Annotated in this window: 17 protein-coding genes; 11 read left to right on the top strand and 6 right to left on the bottom strand. The window is 56.0% G+C overall.

Annotation, left to right across the window (positions count from 1 at the left end):
* Positions 1-47: 47 nt before the first annotated feature.
* Complete coding sequence (locus AC1P02_RS08860) at positions 48-977, bottom strand: ROK family protein (protein WP_058395241.1); 930 nt, start codon at positions 975-977, stop codon at positions 48-50.
* 362 nt (positions 978-1,339) lie between these two features.
* Positions 1,340-1,687, bottom strand: coding sequence for a hypothetical protein (locus AC1P02_RS08855; RefSeq protein WP_021139183.1), 348 nt, complete (start codon positions 1,685-1,687; stop codon positions 1,340-1,342).
* Between the two features lie 140 nt (positions 1,688-1,827).
* On the opposite strand from AC1P02_RS08855, the gene AC1P02_RS08850 reads away from it, so the two are divergent.
* From AC1P02_RS08850 to AC1P02_RS08800, 11 genes are all read left to right on the top strand, one after another.
* The gene (locus AC1P02_RS08850; protein WP_021139182.1) at positions 1,828-2,706 is read left to right on the top strand and encodes a hypothetical protein; all 879 of its coding nucleotides are present in this window, start codon (positions 1,828-1,830) and stop codon (positions 2,704-2,706) included.
* A gap of 223 nt (positions 2,707-2,929) precedes the next feature.
* Positions 2,930-3,472 (top strand): YtfJ family protein, encoded by a 543-nt coding sequence (locus tag AC1P02_RS08845; protein ID WP_485185049.1) that lies wholly within the window; start codon positions 2,930-2,932, stop codon positions 3,470-3,472.
* Positions 3,473-3,515: 43 nt separating this feature from the next.
* Positions 3,516-3,821 carry a hypothetical protein gene (locus tag AC1P02_RS08840; protein ID WP_087757212.1) on the top strand — a complete coding sequence of 102 codons (306 nt, stop codon included), beginning with the start codon at positions 3,516-3,518 and terminating at the stop codon, positions 3,819-3,821.
* A 20-nt stretch (positions 3,822-3,841) separates the two neighbouring features.
* Positions 3,842-4,438 carry a DUF2796 domain-containing protein gene (locus tag AC1P02_RS08835; protein WP_485185047.1) on the top strand — a complete coding sequence of 199 codons (597 nt, stop codon included), beginning with the start codon at positions 3,842-3,844 and terminating at the stop codon, positions 4,436-4,438.
* Between the two features lie 4 nt (positions 4,439-4,442).
* A complete protein-coding gene (locus AC1P02_RS08830; RefSeq protein WP_058395243.1) occupies positions 4,443-5,132 on the top strand; it encodes an ABC transporter ATP-binding protein in 690 nt (229 codons plus the stop codon).
* Positions 5,133-5,208: 76 nt separating this feature from the next.
* Positions 5,209-6,456 carry an ABC transporter permease gene (locus tag AC1P02_RS08825; RefSeq protein ID WP_485185045.1) on the top strand — a complete coding sequence of 416 codons (1,248 nt, stop codon included), beginning with the start codon at positions 5,209-5,211 and terminating at the stop codon, positions 6,454-6,456.
* A 22-nt stretch (positions 6,457-6,478) separates the two neighbouring features.
* Complete coding sequence (locus AC1P02_RS08820) at positions 6,479-6,952, top strand: DUF3299 domain-containing protein (protein ID WP_011899071.1); 474 nt, start codon at positions 6,479-6,481, stop codon at positions 6,950-6,952.
* A gap of 207 nt (positions 6,953-7,159) precedes the next feature.
* The gene (locus AC1P02_RS08815; RefSeq protein ID WP_485185043.1) at positions 7,160-8,026 is read left to right on the top strand and encodes a TIGR03899 family protein; all 867 of its coding nucleotides are present in this window, start codon (positions 7,160-7,162) and stop codon (positions 8,024-8,026) included.
* Positions 8,027-8,293: 267 nt separating this feature from the next.
* Positions 8,294-9,931, top strand: a complete 1,638-nt coding sequence (locus AC1P02_RS08810) for a methyl-accepting chemotaxis protein (protein ID WP_485185041.1) — start codon at positions 8,294-8,296, stop codon at positions 9,929-9,931.
* 726 nt (positions 9,932-10,657) lie between these two features.
* Positions 10,658-11,653, top strand: coding sequence for a hypothetical protein (locus AC1P02_RS08805; RefSeq protein WP_485185039.1), 996 nt, complete (start codon positions 10,658-10,660; stop codon positions 11,651-11,653).
* A gap of 124 nt (positions 11,654-11,777) precedes the next feature.
* Positions 11,778-12,827 carry a hypothetical protein gene (locus tag AC1P02_RS08800; RefSeq protein ID WP_485185037.1) on the top strand — a complete coding sequence of 350 codons (1,050 nt, stop codon included), beginning with the start codon at positions 11,778-11,780 and terminating at the stop codon, positions 12,825-12,827.
* A gap of 68 nt (positions 12,828-12,895) precedes the next feature.
* Here the strand turns inward: AC1P02_RS08800 and cysC are convergent, their stop codons facing one another.
* From cysC to cysD, 4 genes are all read right to left on the bottom strand, one after another.
* Positions 12,896-13,489, bottom strand: coding sequence for an adenylyl-sulfate kinase (gene cysC / locus AC1P02_RS08795; RefSeq protein WP_485185035.1), 594 nt, complete (start codon positions 13,487-13,489; stop codon positions 12,896-12,898).
* Positions 13,490-13,737: 248 nt separating this feature from the next.
* Positions 13,738-15,462 (bottom strand): SLC13 family permease, encoded by a 1,725-nt coding sequence (locus tag AC1P02_RS08790; RefSeq protein ID WP_485185033.1) that lies wholly within the window; start codon positions 15,460-15,462, stop codon positions 13,738-13,740.
* 4 nt (positions 15,463-15,466) lie between these two features.
* On the bottom strand, positions 15,467-16,882 hold the full coding sequence (gene cysN / locus AC1P02_RS08785; protein ID WP_485185031.1) for a sulfate adenylyltransferase subunit CysN: 1,416 nt from the start codon (positions 16,880-16,882) through the stop codon (positions 15,467-15,469).
* 11 nt (positions 16,883-16,893) lie between these two features.
* Positions 16,894-17,802: a sulfate adenylyltransferase subunit CysD gene (cysD, locus tag AC1P02_RS08780; protein ID WP_042869482.1), complete on the bottom strand. Its 909-nt coding sequence runs from the start codon at positions 17,800-17,802 to the stop codon at positions 16,894-16,896.
* Positions 17,803-17,811: the final 9 nt, after the last annotated feature.

The raw sequence follows: 17,811 nt of genomic DNA, 5'->3' as shown, positions 1-17,811 counted from the left end.
GAAAAGTGTGTCCTTACCTGCGACAAAGGGACGAACGGATGGATGATTCACGACAGCAGGGCGTCCTGGAATACGCCACGGGCCAGCAGTGCGGCCCCGAACACACCGGCGCTGTCTCCCAGGGCTGGAGCAATAATGGGGGTAGCGAAGCGGGGATTAAAGAGGAAGGGCAAAATTGTCTGGCGCCCTGCGCTGTAGAGGCTCTGCACATTGCCGACGCCACCACCGATGACGATGACATCCGGATCGAGAATATTGACCACGTTGGCCAGCGCCTGACCGAACAGCAAGTGCAAGCGATCGATAGTGAGCTTGGCCACATGATCATAAGCCGTCGCCGCCGCAATCTGGGCCAGCGACAGATGACGCTTGGTCTTGGCCTGATACCAGGCCTCCAGCGCCGGGCCGCTGATGAGGGTCTCGACGCAGCCTCGCTTGCCACAGTAGCACTCGGGACCATCGGGGGAGAGCACATTGTGGCCCCACTCACCGGCGATGCCGTGGTGGCCATTCAAGATACTGCCATTGATGACGATGCCGGAGCCAACACCGGTGCCCATTATGATGCCGAACACCACCTTCGCATCGGGATGGTGCTGGCGCACCGCACCGAGATGGGTTTCCGCCAGGGCGAAGCAGTTGGCGTCGTTGGCGATGAGCACGGGAACGCCGAGCCTGCGTTCCAGATCTTCCTTGAACGGCTTGCCGTTAAGCTCGGTGGTATTGCAGTTCTTCATTACCCCTGTCTGGGGATCACGCGCGCCGGGCGTGCCCATTCCTATGATGGTTGGGCGCTGACCCAGCTTGAGCGCGCACTCCTCTACCAGTTTCGCGATCTGGCCGATCATGTGGTCATAACCGCCCTGACGTTCAGTAGGGATGCGATGACGCAGCAGTACCTCGTCGCCATCCAGCACCACACACTCGCACTTGGTACCACCGAGGTCGATACCCCAATCCAACGATTTCTTGCTCATCCTGTCTCCTGCCATGGCCAAGGATACTGCCGTGAGGACGCCACTTGTCCGGCCTCCTCACGGTCGCTCATCTTGCTTTTTCTGCGCCCAACGATGGCACAGTGTAACCCGAGCCAGAGCCATGATGCAGCCCCAAACAAGGGCGTCTCCGGTCACCTAGAAGAGGTCAGGCGCCAAAGCGCCAATAGCGCCTTTGCTTCATTTATGTGTTGAACAAGAGGTGGAAACGGTTGAGGTGATATCCCTTGGCCGAAAGATAGCAACACGAGCATTGAAGAGGTATGACGGCACCGCCATCGATGCGTTGAGGCCGTGCAGATAAAGCAGAATATCTGCCCAGTCTTGACTGAACGGCTCTGGCCTCAGGGCGCCTTCTTCATTGGATGCGACGGAGGCTGACCCGGCGTCACACCGGCTGGATCGCCCTGGATGTAAATCTCCCGTCCATCCTGCTGATAGGGTCGGTAATGGTTGCTGCCACAGCGATAACCACCGCCCGGCTGACTCATCAGCTCACAGTTGACCGGCAATACCTCCAGCCACTTGATGGCCTGCTGGAAACGCAGCCACTCCTGCCATTCATGCTCCCGCGCCAGCTTGTCTCGCAGCGCGAACGTGTCCTCAATGGACATGCCTTGGTTGACGATCACCTGGCCCGCCGCCGCAGGCAAGGCGGCCAACAGCAGCAAGAGTATCGGAATTCGCTTCATGGCAGTTTCCTGTATGACTTATTTCGAGAATTAAATTTAAAGCCTTATCAGACTGTTACCCAGATCACAAAAACTAAACCAATCCAAATCCGGTCGGCTCACCTAGTTGTTTAGTATCACCCCGAGCAGGATGCACCATCATGAAGCTGGCACAAGGTCTGTTGTTGAGTCTAGTGGTCGCATCGACGGTCGGGGCAAGCGAGGTCAACCTGAGCTGGCAATGGCAATCTGCCGACGGGCAACAGAAGCGACTGCAACTGAATACCAACGAACGCATCATGTCGGTCAGCCGCCACGAAATGACCCTGCTCGATGCCGCCCTCAACTATCCGCTGGAGACACTCTACTCCTACATAAGCCCGCGTCTTTACAACAGCATCAATCTCATCAATCAGAACAGTCCCGAGACCGCCACCAAATTTCGCAATCTGGAGCAGGCCTTCACCCTGCGCGACGACAGCATGGAGTCGACCCTGTTCTGGCAGGCTTACCAGCAATATCAGGACGACGCCTTCTACCAGATGCGGGTCGTGCCCTGCGTTCATCCATCCAACCGCAAGCTGCCCTGCGTGCGCCCCAATTACTCCCAGTTGTTCTACCAGTTCAAGGGGGATCTCAAGCCCCTGGCAAAACAGTTTTCTGCCAAGGACCTGGCCACCAGCGTCGGCCTGTTGCAGGAGTGGCTGAGCGGTATACCCACGCCACCGGAACAGATGGATCACTTCGCCCCGCCCCTGCAGGCATTGCAGAACAACAAGGCAGACAGCGATGAGAAGGCACTGCTGATGGCAAGCCTGCTGGCAGAGCTGGCACCGCAATACATGCTCAGCATCATCTATCCGAATATCAGCATCGGCAGCGTCTCGCCAGCCTGGCTGGCCATCACGGCCGACAGTGGATTGAAAGGGGATACGGTAGTGATCGGCAATCAGCGCCACGTCTTGCTGACAGGTTCGCCCCTGCTGGCCGAGCAGATGACCATGGCCAAGATCCCGCTGGTCAGCGAACCCTTGTACTAGGCTCTACACTCATCAAACCAGTTGATAACCAATTGATTTTTATCGACTGCGTGCCATCCTTGCCGCCGTTGTCAGCCAAGCTCAGCGCTGACGGGCGGCACCTTCGACGCTCTCGCGAGTTTATTTAACACTTTTTAAACAGATCCGATCAGTTTAGGATGAGTTCTGCCCCATTCCCTCAAGTGAAAAATCGTTATAACATAACAAAAGGAGTGTCATCAGGATGAAACATCTCGTACTTACTCTGGCGCTGCTGCCGACCCTGGCCATGGCTCACAACATCAAGGAGTCTGCCCAAGTGCCGCTGGTCAATATCAGCGACAAGGGTGAACTGGTGCTGAAAGAGAAAGAGGTCAGCTACCAACCCTGGCAAAGCAAGGTACTGACTGGCAAAATTTTTCTGATCCAGCACATAGCGGGTCGATCCAGTGCCAAGGAACTGAACGCCCCTATGATCGAGGCGATCAAAGCGGCCAAGCTACCTCACGACAAGTACCAGACCGTCACCATCATCAACAGCAATGACGCCATCTGGGGTACTTCCGGCTTTGTGAAGAGCAGTGCCGAAGACAGCAAGAAAGAGTTCCCCTGGTCCGCCATGGTACTGGATGCCAAAGGCATGGCTCGCAACGCCTGGGAGCTCGCGCCGGAAAGTTCGGCCATCATACTGCTGGATAAAGAGGGCAAGGTGCTGTTCGCCAAAGACGGCCAGCTCGATGCCACCAATATTGCTACCGTGATGGGGCTCATCCAGTCCCATCTCTGAATCAGAGAGAAGGGGCGCTGACGGCGCCCTTTCATAAGGGTCTATGGGTCGTTCCAAGCTGAAAATCGGGTTGTTGCTGCTGGGCTGGTTGTGGATACAACCGGCGCTGGCACAACACCCGCTGGAAGCAGACCTGCCGGACCACAATCACAGCTGCCTTCTCTGCGCCCTCCATCTGGATGGCAAGCTTGCTCTGACGCCGACACTGCCAGTCCCACAGCCACTCTTTGTCGCAGGTCATCTCGCCCCCATCGCTTTCCCTACCCCGCAGTACAGAACCACAGGTCATTGCCGCATCCGCGCGCCTCCACCCCTCATCACTTTTCCCTCTGAACATTCCTCTTATTAATTGTTTCGCAAGGATTAACGATGAAAGCAGTCACCTTATTACTGGCAGCCGCCGCCTTTGGCGTGCACGCAAACCACGACGAGCATGAAAGCCACGGCCACGATGCCCACGAGCACGGTCACGCTCACCTCAATCTGGTGCTCGATGGCAACCAGCTGATGATAGAGTTGCAGGCACCCGGCGCCGATCTGGTCGGATTCGAGCACGCCGCCAAGAGCGATGCAGACAAGGCGCAATACGCCAGTGCCATGGCTCAGCTCAAGCAGCCGGATGCTCTGTTCCGTTTAGACCCGGCGGCTGGCTGCACCTTGACTCACCAGGAGCTGCGGGCGGCCAAAGAAGATCACGACCATGACCATGACCATGACCATGACCATGACCATGACCATGAAAAGGCTGGCAGCGATCACGATGAACACCACCATGATGAAGCGGGTCACGCCGATCTGGGGGCCATGTACACCTACACCTGCCAGACACCTGCCAAGCTGACCGGCCTGGAAGCCACCCTGTTCAGCGTCTACCCGAGCCTGGAAAAGCTGAGCGTGCAGGGCATCTTGCCCAGCGGCCAGACTGCGGCCGAGCTGACCCCATCCGCCAACAAGCTGAGCTGGTAATTCCATGAAAAAAGCCGTGGTTGAGATCCGCGATCTGGCCTTTTCCTGGCCGGGTCACGAGCCTGTACTCGATCTGCCCGCCCTCACCATATCCCAAGGTGAGCGGGTGTTTATCAAGGGTCCGTCGGGCTCGGGCAAGTCGACCCTGCTCGGCTTGCTGGCCGGGATCCAGACCGCCAACCACGGCACCCTGGAGGTGCTGGGCCAGCCATTGGCCCAGCTATCCGGCCGTGCCCGTGACCACTTCCGGGCGGCCAATCTGGGTTATATCTTCCAGCAGTTCAATCTGCTGCCATTTTTATCCGTGCTGGACAACGTCACCGCCGCCCTCACCTTCTCGTCCGAGAAGCGGGCTCGTCTGCAAGGCAGCCCCGAACAGGAGGCACGCCGTCTGCTGGCAGAGCTGCAACTGCCGGACGAAGCACTGCATCGTCCCGTTCACGCCCTCAGCATAGGCCAGCAGCAACGGGTTGCCGCCGCACGGGCGCTGATCGGTTCGCCGCCGCTGGTGATCGCCGACGAACCCACCTCGGCCCTGGATACCGACAACCGGGCCGCCTTTATCAAGCTCTTGTTCGAAGAGTGTGACAAGCAGGGTTCGACCCTCATCTTCGTCAGTCACGATCCCTACCTCGAACCTCTCTTCCCGCGGGTTGAAAACCTGCAACAGCTCAACCGGAGGGCCATATGCTGACCATTCATCACCACGGCACGTGCCCGGCCAGATCCGCATGCGCGGATGCATCGCAACAACAAAACCGGAGGCTAACGTGCTGAAACTTGCCCTGCAAAGTCTCTGGGCCCGTCGTCTCACCGCCGGGCTGACCCTGCTGGCCGTGGCCATCAGCGTCACCCTGCTGCTCGGGGTGGAGCGGGTTCGCACCCAGGCCCGCGAGAGCTTTTCCAATACGGTATCGGGCACAGACCTTATCGTCGGCGCCCGCTCCGGCCAGGTCAACCTGCTGCTCTACTCGGTATTTCGCATCGGCAATCCCACCAACAACGTAGGCTGGGATGCCTATCAAGCCATCCAGCAGAAACCCGGCGTGGCCTGGACCATTCCCCTCTCCCTCGGGGATTCCCACAAGGGCTTTCGGGTACTCGGTACCAATGGCGACTACTTCACTCATCTGAAGTACGGCCAGCAGCAGTCGCTGCAACTGCGGGAGGGGCGGCCGTTCGACACGCCATTCGAGGCTGTGCTGGGTGCTCAGGTGGCAGAGAAGCTGGGCTACCGGCTGGATCAATCCATCATCATCGCCCACGGCGCCGGCAATACCTCCTTCAGCCAGCATGACAACCTGCCGTTCAAGGTGGTGGGAATACTGGCACCGACCGGCACCCCCATCGATCGCACCATTCATGTGCCACTGGCCGGTATCGAGGCCATACACCTCGGCTGGGATACGGGGCGTCACAGCAAGAACGTGACCGCCGAGCAGGCACTGGCGCAGGATCTGACGCCTAAAACCATTACCGCCTTCATGGTGGGGCTGAGCAACCGCATCCTGGCGTTCCAGCTTCAGCGCAGCGTCAACACCTACAGAGGCGAGCCACTGATGGCGATCCTGCCGGGGGCGGCCCTACAGGAGTTGTGGAGCCTGATGAGCGTGGCAGAAACCGCGCTCTCGGTGATCGCCGGCTTCGTGGTGGTAGCGGGCCTCATCGGCATGCTGACCACACTGCTGGCAGGGCTCAACGAGCGGCGGCGCGAGCTGGCCATATTGAGATCCCTCGGCGCTGGCCCCGCCCACCTCTTCCTGCTGCTGGCGCTGGAGGCGATGGCCCTCACCACAGCTGGCATAGCCGTCGGGGTAGCCGCGCTCTATCTGGGGCAAGGGCTTGCCACTCCCTGGTTGCTCAGCCACTATGGCCTGCAATTGAGCCTGGGGCTGCCCAGCGCCTATGAATGGCAACTGCTGGGGCTGGTGTGGCTGGCTGGCATGGTGATAGGCCTGCTGCCAGCGGCCCGCGCCTACCGTTACAGCCTGAGCGATGGCATGAGCATCCGGGTCTAGTGAGCGACAAACAGAAGGACAGATGATGAAGTGGAAAATAATGGCGCTGCTGGCCAGCCTGCTGGTGTTGCCGGCGGTGGCCGCTGATTACAAGACCATCGACTGGGATGTGCTGATCCCGGAAGGGGAAAGACTGCTGCCGCCGCCCCAGGTCAACCATGAAGATCCCATGTCGGTTCCTCAACCCGTGGGGGGCGTCAATCAGAAGCTGGATCAGCAGGACGTGCGCATTCCGGGGTTCGTGGTGCCGCTGGAGGGAGATGCCAAGAAGATCACCGCCTTCCTGCTGGTGCCCTACTTCGGCGCCTGTATCCATGTGCCGCCCCCCCCGACCAATCAGGTGATCTATGTGAGCTATCCCAAGGGAGCTCCCGTGGATGATCTCTGGGACGCCATCTGGGTGAAGGGCAAGATGCGCACCATCAGTTCCAGCCATGAAATGGCGACCGCCTCCTACTCCATGGAAGGGGTCGAGGTCAGCGTCTACGAAGAGTGATCCTGGCCATGAAAGGTGTTCGGGCACTGGCCACCATGACGCATACCCCGGCCCTGCAATAACGCCAGCCACGAGATGGCCTCCATTCGGAGGCCATTTTTTGTCCCGTCACGGGCAAAAATCCAGACATAGTCCCTGCCTGAGGGATTGCCCGCCATGCCGGTTGGAGTAACATTCAAGGCCAAACCTTGCGATCACGGAGCCAGCATGGCTGACCTGCCCCCGCCCAAGAAAGAGAGTGCCATCCTGAGCAGCCAGGAGCAGACCCTGCGCCTGGCCCGCAGCCGCTGTATCGATGGCATGCTCACTCGCAACAGCGACAGCACCTTCGAACAGCGAGCCACCTTTCGCCATCTGGCGGATCAGGCCGCTCGCCAGCGCAACCTGGAAGCCATCATGGTGATGGCCTCCCGTCACTGTGAGGAGACGGCTGCCGGCGGCGAGATGGACAGCGACTGGCTGACCCGCTTCCTGCAACTGGCGGAAGACATCAGCATGGTGCCCATGCAGCAGTTGTGGGGCCGCATCTTCGCCATCGAGATCGCCACTCCCGGCCGCTTCTCCATCCGCGCCCTGACCACCCTCAAAGAGATGACCCAGCGTGAAGCCATGCTGTTTCAGCGAGTCTGCGCTCTCTCCTGCCACTATGCGGGCAGCGATGAACAGCGTCTGCTGCTGGGGCTGCACAAGGGTGCCAGCCTGCTTACCCGCGCCAAGGTGACTCGTCTTGGCCTTGGCAAATACCGGCTGCCCTACAATGCTCTGCTGCAGTTGTTCGAGCTCGGTCTGCTGCACAGAGGGGAGCTGGAATCCGGTCCACTGCCCGCCGATGGGGTGGAGCTGGCGTTTGGCAACCAGCACTGGCGCCTGCAACGCAAGCAGGCCAACATCACCCTGCTCTACTACCGCCTGACGCCTGTGGGCAATGAACTCGCCCAGCTGTTGCAGGAGTCACCGCTGGAGGAGTATCTGCAGGACCTGAAAACCGTGCTGGTGCAGGGGCTGCAAATCGAGACCATGACGCTGCCCCCGCCGCCCGAACAAGATCCCCTCTCGCCGGCACCGACCGTCTGATCCCAGGGGAGCCCTCGGCGGGCTCCTCTTGTCGTGACACGCCTGTCGCCCCATCTTGCGAAATTCCTCCTGTTGCTCCCAAATCGGTTCTCGAAATGCGAATCGATCTGTTTGATCACCCCTCCATGATCCGGACTCTCAGCAAAGTCTGACCATTTTGGTCAGATAAAGCCTCTATTTACAAAATCATCACCAAAGGTGTCACCTTGGTGCGCCACTTGCACTGGCAATACGTCTTTCCTAACAACCCCATTCTGGAGCAGCTCCATGAGAGTCAACCAACCCGTTACTCAGCGCGAACGCCTCTATCCGGACCACCAGAACCTGATCTCCACCACGGATCTGGAAAGTCGCATTACCTATGCCAACGATGAATTCTGTGACATCGCAGGATTCAGCCCTGACGAGTTACGAGGTCAGCATCACAATCTGGTGCGCCATCCGGATATGCCCAAACAGGCCTTTGCAGATATGTGGCACCACATCAAGGAGGGAAAGAGCTGGATGGGGCCGGTCAAGAACCGCTGCAAGAATGGCGACCACTACTGGGTCAGCGCCTTTGTCACCCCGATCAAAGACACAAATGGACGGATAGCCGAATTTCAATCGGTACGTACTGCGCCGAGCGAAGCGCTCAAACAGCGTGCCGAGGGCGTCTATGCCGACCTGCGCAATGACAAGGTTCCACTGGCTCTCAGACTGCCCACCTTTTCCCATACCCTGACCATCAACCTCTGCCTGTTGCTAAGTCTGGCGACCATGCTCGGCCTGGGTTACAGCCAGGGCATTAACTGGCAACTGACGCTGGCAGCCCTCCCACTGGCACTCGCTGCCATGGTTATCAATGCCCTCTCCCGCCGTCTGGGCAAGCTTAACAAGATGGCTCGCAGCCGCTTCGACAACCCGCTGATGCAGCTGCTCTATACCAACAAGGTCGACAACATCGCCGCCATCGAGCTCGCCATGCTGATGAATCAGGCCGAGTTCAATGCCGTACTGGCCCGCACCCAGCAAACCTGCACTCAAATACTGCAGGCCGCAGAGGGGGATCTGCGCAACGCCGAATCCATCACCGACAACCTGCAACAGCAGCAGGCCGAAACTAATCAGGTGGCGACCGCCGTGACCGAGATGTCGGAGTCCATTCGCGAGGTGTCGCAGAGCTCCAGCGAATCCTCCAGCCTGCTGGACAAGACCGCCGACCTGTTCAAGAGCGGCAACCACAGCGTGGCCGAAACCGTGGCTGCCGTGGCGGGCATGAACAGCGAGCTGACCACCTCCAAGGTTGTCATCAGCGCGCTGGTCGGCCACTGCCGCGATATCGACGGCATCCTCGATGTGATCAACAACATCGCCAACCAGACTAACCTGTTGGCCCTCAACGCTGCCATTGAAGCGGCCCGGGCTGGCGAAGCGGGTCGCGGCTTCTCGGTGGTGGCCGACGAAATTCGCTCACTTGCCATCAAGACCCAATCCTCGACCAGCGAGATCCAGAAGATGATCACCGAGCTGCAAAACAGCTCTGGCGAGGCTGAGCAAGCGATGGAGAAGGGCTGCCAACTTGCCGACAGCTGCCAGCAGAAGGCCACCGCGACCGGCACCATACTCCAGCAAATCAACAACATGTTGCAGCAAGTCGCCTCAGGCAGTAGCCAGATTGCCCAGGCGGTGCAGGAGCAGTCCCACGTTACCGCCGAGATCAACCGCAACGTGCTCAGCATCAAGACCCTGGCCGATGACTCCAGCGTGGGCAGCCAGCACGCCGTGCACGGCATCACCCAGCTGGTCAACCAGTTGAGCGATCTCGACCGGCTGGTACGCCAGTTCCAGAAAGGGGCTCCGGCAAGCCAAAGCCGCTACGAAGTGACCACCACCCGCGCCGTGCCGGTTCGCCAAGCCAGATAACCACAACACAAACAATCACCGCAGAAAAACCCTATGGGCCCACAGGCCCATAGGGTTTTTTAATGCCCGCCAGCAAGAGGGCGGCACTCTCGCTTCACTGTCCGATTTTCCCCAACTCTGATGCGCCACTATTGAGTGGTTATATCGCCGCCCGTCATTTATTAATTTATTGATCTTGCTCAGGAAATTTCCCGTATCCGCTTTCTTCCGCAGCCCCATTCGGTAACATAGCCGCTTGGCAACCTCTCGTTGGAGTCAGCCATGAACCAAGCCAGTGCCAAATCTCAGGTAAAGCAGCAAGCTGGAGGCTGGAATTCAGGGGCGGTAGCGTGGTTTTTTTCAGGTTGGCGCAGAGCGTAGGAAGTCCAACAGACGAGCATCATTACGCCAACCAGAGCCGGATAAACATGGATTGTGCCGCTCGCAAATTTGCAGATATGTTCGCGGTAAACGTTGGGCTTCACTTCGTTCAGCACCAACCTACGATTTTTAGCCCAACATACGAGATGTTTTAACTCCGCTTAATGATGCATTTTCTCAACAATACGAGAAACTCTGCGATGAATTATTAAAATTAGAGTCAAAATACACGTCGATATAACAAAAAATTGGTGTGGTACGCTAACGCGCCCCACAATTAAAAGTTATGTTTCTAGGGGGCATCTTCTAGAAATAGAAATGCCGTATAATTTAGCCCCATCTTATCAAAGGAAGAAGTAACAATTTATGAGTAATGATCTTTCAGTACGATCTTTGTTGGTTGAAAAAGCTACGGGAAAATATATTAAAGCGGTTGATGAAAGAGACTTGAGTGACTTTTTACCTCTACTATCGAAGGATTTGGAAGAAGGCAATAGGGTACAAGTTTTCGATTTTACTCCGATAATTAATTACTTTCATAATGAGCTGGAAATCAAACTAAAACAAAGAGAAAATCAAGAGCTGACAATTAAAAGAGGCACCGTTTTTAATACATGGATGAGATTGAGAACGATAACTAATGATAATTTATTGTGTCAACTGAGCTCTCAAATTATGAAGGATTCAGAAGAAGTTTTAAACTGGATTTATACAAGATTACCAGAGCTAAAGAGAAGCATATATACAGCTGTAGAAGAACCTCACTCGCATATAAATGCTAAGACTGAAGCAGTGCGTAGATTATCAGATGATATAGAAGTATTTTTTGAAGTGCTTCTCTGTAATATCCATACTACTGCTAAAATTGATATCAATTCACTAAAGTCTGATTTTATTATCACAGAGCATTGTAATTCCATTAGAAGAATTATACTGGAACTGTTGGAGAGTGAGACTAACTATCATAATAGAAAATTTTCACGGCATAGTGTTATTCATAATATTTGCATGGAAGATCTAGGTTTAAATCCTGAAGCTTTGGTTCACTTGATTGGCTCCGAGCAGAATGCGCAAGACATTAAAAATTTGATTTTGAATGACGCATCATGGGAAAGCGAATGGAACGGAAATACAGAGTATAGAAAATACACCATCAGCTTTCCTAAAGCTGACAGGCATAAAATTGAAAGAGTGAAAATATTGTCCAAGTTACTTGAAAATATAAACTCAATTATTTCATTACTTGAAAAGCTCAAAACATCCGATGCTTTTTTCAGTGAAAACAGCGATGAACAAGAAGTCTTTGAGTCTGAAGTTCAAGGATTACTTCAAAATCGAAACATAACAAGCAAATCCAGGTGACGCCTACGGCGCACCTGATTTGGGCGTTATACACTTCGTTAGGTACGGCAAATATAGTAAAGAAAGAGAATGTTATGGCAAAAAGAGATCCTAAAAAACTAGAAGAAACAAAGAAATTAGTAATTTGTCAGCAAAGATTAAATCTTTGCTTCCCAAAATTTTAGAGCTTACTGGTTATAGAAATGAGCATTCTTTGAACGCGACTTTTGGTGGTAAGTATGCAGAGTATATTGATCTGAAAAATGAGGTGATTGATACACCACAACAGTTTCGTTCACTCTATTTAAAAGGCTTTTTGAACACGCTTGAAGAACTTGGTCGTTACGCCAAACCTGGAAATAAGTATTTCGATGCCTTTTCCCATTACCGCGACCATGAAGAAGTTAGGGAGTGGTTACACCTATTTCTAGAGCGAACGTACTTGAGAAATTATGAGGAGCTTTCAAAAGTTCGTCCTACTGTTGAAGAGTCAGTGATGTGGATCGGTCAGGAAAATGCGTCGTATGGAATATTGGTAACTCCTAGATTTAGCAATGGTCAATGGGAAAATGACAAGAGCGAAATTCGACGTTTTAAGAAAACGTACTGGACAATAGGGCACATCTTAGAAACTGGTTTTGTTGTACCAAGCGAAGACGAGAGAATAACCTTTTCAGATTTAGACCAATACTTAAGCTTTTTCAAAAATACATTAGTGCGTAACTCTGGTTCTACACATGAAATGGAGTTTGCAAAACGATACTGTGAGTTTGTCAAAGCAAGCGATAATCCTGAAAGCGTTCCACTCCTAATCCCTGAGTTTCGTTATGGTGGGCTAGAGAAGAAGCACGAATATCGTTTAGATTTTACAGTGATCAACCCTTATAACATGACTAAGGTTGGCTTTGAGTTATCACCATGGTCAACTCACGGCACCTTAACTGGCACCAAAGGTAAATCGCAAAAAGAAATCAATGCGGAAGCTTTAGCAAATTTTGAAAAAGAAATGAGAAAGCTAAAGTCATATTTCAGAAAATTTGGTATCTCAATCCTGGTTTTCACTGATTCTGATTTAGCTGACCATGATGCGTTGTTTGAATCAATAACTGAGTACTTAAATGTTAAAAATAGTCCAAAGCAATTAGAGTTTCATGCTATGGATGAACTATTAAGTTTTGAAGCAGGAAGTGTATAACAATCTAAAAAATAAACAAAGGGGCGAACGCCCCCTTGTTTATCAAATTTCGGTTCGGATAAGCGACCTCAGTCGATCACCCCCCGCAGCCTTAAAGCAGTAATCAACTCATCCACCAAGGTATCTACCGGCTTGCCGGCGTTCAGCAGATGAATTTCCGGACTTTCCGGTGCCTCGTAGGCGGAATCGATGCCGGTAAAGTTGCGAATTTCCCCTGCCCGCGCTTTTTTATAGAGCCCCTTGGGGTCGCGCTCTTCGCAGATGGCGAGCGGCACATCGACAAAGACTTCGACAAACTCCCCTTCCCCCAAGAGATTGCGTACCAGCGCCCGCTCGGCACGGAACGGCGAGATAAAGGCGGTGAGCACGATCAGGCCCGCATCCACCATCAGTTTTGCCACTTCGCCGACCCGGCGGATATTCTCCTGCCGCGCAGCATCATCGAAACCAAGATCGCCGCACAGGCCGTGGCGCACATTGTCCCCATCCAGCAGATAGGTGTGCTTGCCTTGTGCCGCCAGCGCCTGCTCCAACGCCCCCGCCAGGGTGGATTTGCCCGCCCCGGAGAGCCCGGTAAACCAGATCACCAGCGGTTTTTGCCCTTTAAGCTCGGCCCGGCTCTGTTTGTCCACGGCATGTTTGTGCCACACGATATTACTCATCCAACACTCCTTGATTAGCGCTCACGCCTCAAAACTTAACTTGCCCGGAACCACGGGGAGCCACCTCGGACTATCAGCCGACAGCTTGCTGATGCCATGGCATTGCTCATCCCACACTCCTTGATTGGCGCTCACGCCTCAAAACTTAAACTGTCCGGCACCACGGGGAGCCGCCTCGGACTATCAGCCAACAACGTGCTGATGCCATGGCATTGCTCACCCAACACGCCTTGATTGGCGCTCACGCCTTAAAACGGAAACAGCAGGGGCACCATGACGATCACCCCGAGGCTATAGGCCAGCGAGACCGGCAGGGCCAGCTTGAGGTAGTCCGGCATCTTGTAGTTGCCCGCGGCATAGACCATCAGGTTGGTCTGGTAGCCGTAGGGCAGGATAAAGCTGGAACTTGCGCCAAACAGCACCGCCAGAATAAACGGCATGGTCGAGACGTCCATGCTGAGCGCCAGCTGGTAACCCATGGGGAAGGCGAGCGCCGCCGCGGCGTTGTTGCTCATCAGCTCGGTCAGTACCAGGGTAAACAGGTAGATGCCGATAAAGGCGATGATGGGGCTGGAACCGTTGAACTCCCCCATCAGCCAGTCGGCAATCACCCTGGCCAGACCGCTCTTCTCAAGCTGATCGGCGATGGCGAGCGCACCGCCCACCACCAGCCAGATATCGAGCGGAAAGCGGCGGCGGATCTCGTCCAGCGTCAGAATGCGGGTAAGCAGCAACGCCACCAGCATCATGAGCAGCCCCTTGAACAGCGGCACCAGCTCGAACACCGACAGCGCCAGCACGCCGAGAAAGCCCAGCACAACGGCGGCGCTGCGCTTGCCATCGAGGCGGGTGGATGCCTCAAGCCCGCTCACCACCACAAACTCCCGCGACAGGGACTTGTTGCTGGCAAACTTGGGACCCGGGGCCAGCAGCAGGGTATCGCCGGCGTGCAGCTCAATCTGGCCGAGGCCGCCGGTCAGCTGGGTCTCGCCCCGGCGCACCGCCAGTACCACTGCATCGAAGTGGGTACGAAACTCGGCATCCTTGATGGATTGCCCCACCAGTCGCGAGCTGTGGCTGACGATCACCTCCACCAGATGCTGGCCATTGAGACGATGCTGGCCGTAGAGATCCAGCCCCTTCATCTCCTGCAACACGCCGACACTCTCCACCTCGCCGCAAAACAGCAGCACATCCCCTTCGTGCAGCTCGTGTTCCGGCTGTACCGGGCAGATCACCTGGTCGCCGCGAATGATCTCCGCCAGATAGAGGCTTTTCAGGCTGCGCAGGCCGTTCTCCTTGACGCTGCGCCCCGCCAGCGGCGAACCGGCGCCTACCTTGGCCTCGAGAAAATAGCCGGACTCCCGGCTCATCTCGGTGTCCTGCTCCGGCAGGTAGCGGGCAAACAGCAGCACGGCCACCAGACCGGTCAGCAGGGTCCCGGCTCCCACCATAAAGAAGTCGAACATGCCGAGTGGCTGGGCCCCCATCTTGATGAGGAAGCTGTTGACGATGAGATTGGTGGAGGTGCCGATCAGGGTCAGCACACCGCCAAAGGTGGCGGCGAAGCACATGGGCAGCAGCAGCCGGGAGGGCGCATGGTTGGGATTGCGTTTGACCGCCCCCAGCATAGACGCCACCACGGCCGTGTTGTTGACGAAGGCAGACAGGAAAGCGGTGGAAAACCACAGCTTGATCAATACCTTGTTGAATGAACCCGAGCCCACCAGATTGGCAAACCAGCTCATGATCCGGGTCTTCTCCACCGCCAGCGACACCAGCAGCAACAACACCAGGGTCAGCAAGGCGCTGTTGGTGTAACCCGCCACCACGGCGTTGATGTCCGCCAATCCACTCAAATAGGTGATGAGCACGGCGCCCGAAAAGAGCAGCGCCGGGCGGAGTTTGCCCTGGATCAGCAGGGCGACGAGCGCAGCCAGCAGACCCAGCACCAGGGATTGTTGCCAGGTCATGGGGTTACTCCTTGCCGATGGCGAGTGCTTGCCAGTGCGGGAAGTGCTTGCGTACCAGGGCGTTGAGCTCGATTTCAAACTCGCTGTATTGCCCTGCCACTACTTTCGCGGCCAGGCCTTCCACTATCATGCCCGCCCCGACGGTGACGTTGGTCAACCGGTCGATCAGGATGAAGCTGCCGGTGTCGCGGATATCCGTGTATGGGTCAAACGCCACAGGGTCGGTCAGGCTCACTTCGCACACGCCAATCTCGTTGAGATGCAGTTCGCTCGCATCCAGCTGGTCCAGCTTGTTGATTTCGATGCGATGACGGATGACCTCCACCTGACCACGGGTCTTCTTGGTAGCCAGCTTGATGTCATAGACCCGGCCCGGTTGCAGGGACTCCTCCCCCATCCAGACGATGTGAGCCAGCACGTTCTGGGTTACCTGGGGTTGCCTCGCGGCATCCACCAGCAGATCACCACGGCTGATGTCGATTTCATCGGCAAAAGTCACAGTGATGGCCTGACCCGGCAGGGCGTACTCCAGATCCCCGTCGAAGGTGACGATGCGGGTGACTGTGCTCTCTTTGCCGGACGGCAGCACCGCCAGCTTGTCACCGACGCGCAAAATACCGGCCGCGAGCGTACCCGCAAAGCCGCGGAAATCCAGGTTGGGGCGGTTCACGTACTGCACCGGCAGACGCACCGGATGACGCTCCAGCTCGCGCTCAACGTCGGCAGACTCCAGCAGTGAGAGCAGGGTCTCCCCCTGATACCAGGCCAGCTTGTCGCTCGGGTTGACCACGTTGTCGCCGTCCAGCGCCGAGACAGGCACTATCTGTATGGTGTCGACGTTGAGCTTTTTGGCGAATTCGCGGTAATCGGCACTGATGCGATCGAACACCTCCTGGCTGAACTCCACCAGATCCATCTTGTTGACCGCGACCACGAACTGCTTGATGCCTAGCAGGCTGGCGATAAAGCTGTGGCGACGGGTCTGATCCAGCACGCCCTTGCGTGCATCGATCAGGATGATGGCCAGATCGCAGGTGGAGGCACCGGTCGCCATGTTGCGGGTGTACTGCTCGTGGCCCGGAGTATCCGAGATGATAAATTTGCGTTTCGCCGTCGAAAAATAGCGGTAGGCCACATCTATGGTGATGCCCTGCTCGCGCTCGGCCTGCAGGCCGTCCACCAGCAGCGCCAGATCCAGCTTCTCGCCCGTGGTGCCAAGCTTCTGGCTGTCGGATTCTAAAGCTTTGAGCTGATCTTCATAGATCTGCTGGGAGTCATGCAGCAGGCGACCGATCAGGGTGCTCTTGCCGTCGTCCACGCTGCCGCAGGTGAGAAAACGCAGCAGGCTCTTGTGCTGCTGGGCGTGCAGGTAGGCTTCAATGCCCTGTTCGCTGATGGCGGTCTGAATATGGTTGTTCATGATGCGATTCCTTAAAAATATCCCTGACGCTTCTTCTGCTCCATGGAGCCTGCCTGATCGTGGTCAATCAGCCGTCCCTGCCGTTCGCTCGAGGTGGTGAGCAGCATCTCTTCGATGATCTCCGGCAGCGTGGTGGCATCGGATTCGATGGCCCCGGTCAACGGGTAGCAGCCGAGGGTGCGGAAGCGCACCAGCTCCTGCTTCACTTCATCTTCAGGGCCGATGGGCATGCGCTCGTCGTCCACCATGATCTTGATGCCGTTACGCTCAACGACCGGACGCACGGCCGCGAAGTAGAGCGGCACTATGTCGATGTTCTCGAGATAGATGTATTGCCAGATGTCCAGCTCGGTCCAGTTGGAGAGCGGGAACACCCGAATGCTCTCCCCCTTGTTGACCTGGCTGTTGTAGACACGCCACAGCTCGGGACGCTGGTTTTTCGGGTCCCAGCGGTGAGACTTGTCACGGAAGGAGTAGACCCGCTCCTTGGCACGGGACTTCTCCTCGTCACGACGTGCACCGCCGAAGGCAGCATCGAAGCCGTGCTGGTTGAGCGCCTGTTTGAGCCCTTCTGTCTTCATGATGTCGGTGTGCTTGCCGCTGCCGTGCACGAAGGGGTTGATCCCCATGGCGAGGCCATCCGGGTTCTTGTGGACGATGAGATCCAGCCCGTACTTTTTGGCGGTCTCGTCGCGAAATTTAATCATCTCCTTGAACTTCCAGTCGGTGTCGACATGCAGCAAGGGGAATGGGATCTTGCCCGGATAGAAGGCCTTGCGAGCCAGGTGCAGCATGACGGAGGAGTCCTTGCCGATGGAGTACATCATCACCGGGTTTTCAAATTCGGCAGCCACCTCGCGGATGATATGGATGCTCTCGGCTTCCAGTTGCTGTAGATGAGTCAATCTTTCACGGTCCATGTTGGTCCT

It is taken from the genome of Aeromonas sp. TS_SC_11 (genome assembly GCF_057318915.1).
Note: the sequence above shows the minus strand (reverse complement) of the source record. Positions and strands in the feature narration are given on the sequence as shown.

Coding starts and splice junctions, on each gene's coding strand:
- AC1P02_RS08790 (WP_485185033.1), bottom strand. CDS start 15,462: ATGACCTGGCAACAATCCCTGGTGCTGGGTCTGCTGGCTGCGCTCGTC.
- AC1P02_RS08860 (WP_058395241.1), bottom strand. CDS start 977: ATGAGCAAGAAATCGTTGGATTGGGGTATCGACCTCGGTGGTACCAAG.
- AC1P02_RS08820 (WP_011899071.1), top strand. CDS start 6,479: ATGATGAAGTGGAAAATAATGGCGCTGCTGGCCAGCCTGCTGGTGTTG.
- AC1P02_RS08840 (WP_087757212.1), top strand. CDS start 3,516: ATGGGTCGTTCCAAGCTGAAAATCGGGTTGTTGCTGCTGGGCTGGTTG.
- AC1P02_RS08815 (WP_485185043.1), top strand. CDS start 7,160: ATGGCTGACCTGCCCCCGCCCAAGAAAGAGAGTGCCATCCTGAGCAGC.
- cysD (WP_042869482.1), bottom strand. CDS start 17,802: ATGGACCGTGAAAGATTGACTCATCTACAGCAACTGGAAGCCGAGAGC.
- AC1P02_RS08835 (WP_485185047.1), top strand. CDS start 3,842: ATGAAAGCAGTCACCTTATTACTGGCAGCCGCCGCCTTTGGCGTGCAC.
- AC1P02_RS08810 (WP_485185041.1), top strand. CDS start 8,294: ATGAGAGTCAACCAACCCGTTACTCAGCGCGAACGCCTCTATCCGGAC.
- cysC (WP_485185035.1), bottom strand. CDS start 13,489: ATGAGTAATATCGTGTGGCACAAACATGCCGTGGACAAACAGAGCCGG.
- AC1P02_RS08855 (WP_021139183.1), bottom strand. CDS start 1,687: ATGAAGCGAATTCCGATACTCTTGCTGCTGTTGGCCGCCTTGCCTGCG.
- cysN (WP_485185031.1), bottom strand. CDS start 16,882: ATGAACAACCATATTCAGACCGCCATCAGCGAACAGGGCATTGAAGCC.
- AC1P02_RS08805 (WP_485185039.1), top strand. CDS start 10,658: ATGAGTAATGATCTTTCAGTACGATCTTTGTTGGTTGAAAAAGCTACG.
- AC1P02_RS08830 (WP_058395243.1), top strand. CDS start 4,443: ATGAAAAAAGCCGTGGTTGAGATCCGCGATCTGGCCTTTTCCTGGCCG.
- AC1P02_RS08845 (WP_485185049.1), top strand. CDS start 2,930: ATGAAACATCTCGTACTTACTCTGGCGCTGCTGCCGACCCTGGCCATG.
- AC1P02_RS08850 (WP_021139182.1), top strand. CDS start 1,828: ATGAAGCTGGCACAAGGTCTGTTGTTGAGTCTAGTGGTCGCATCGACG.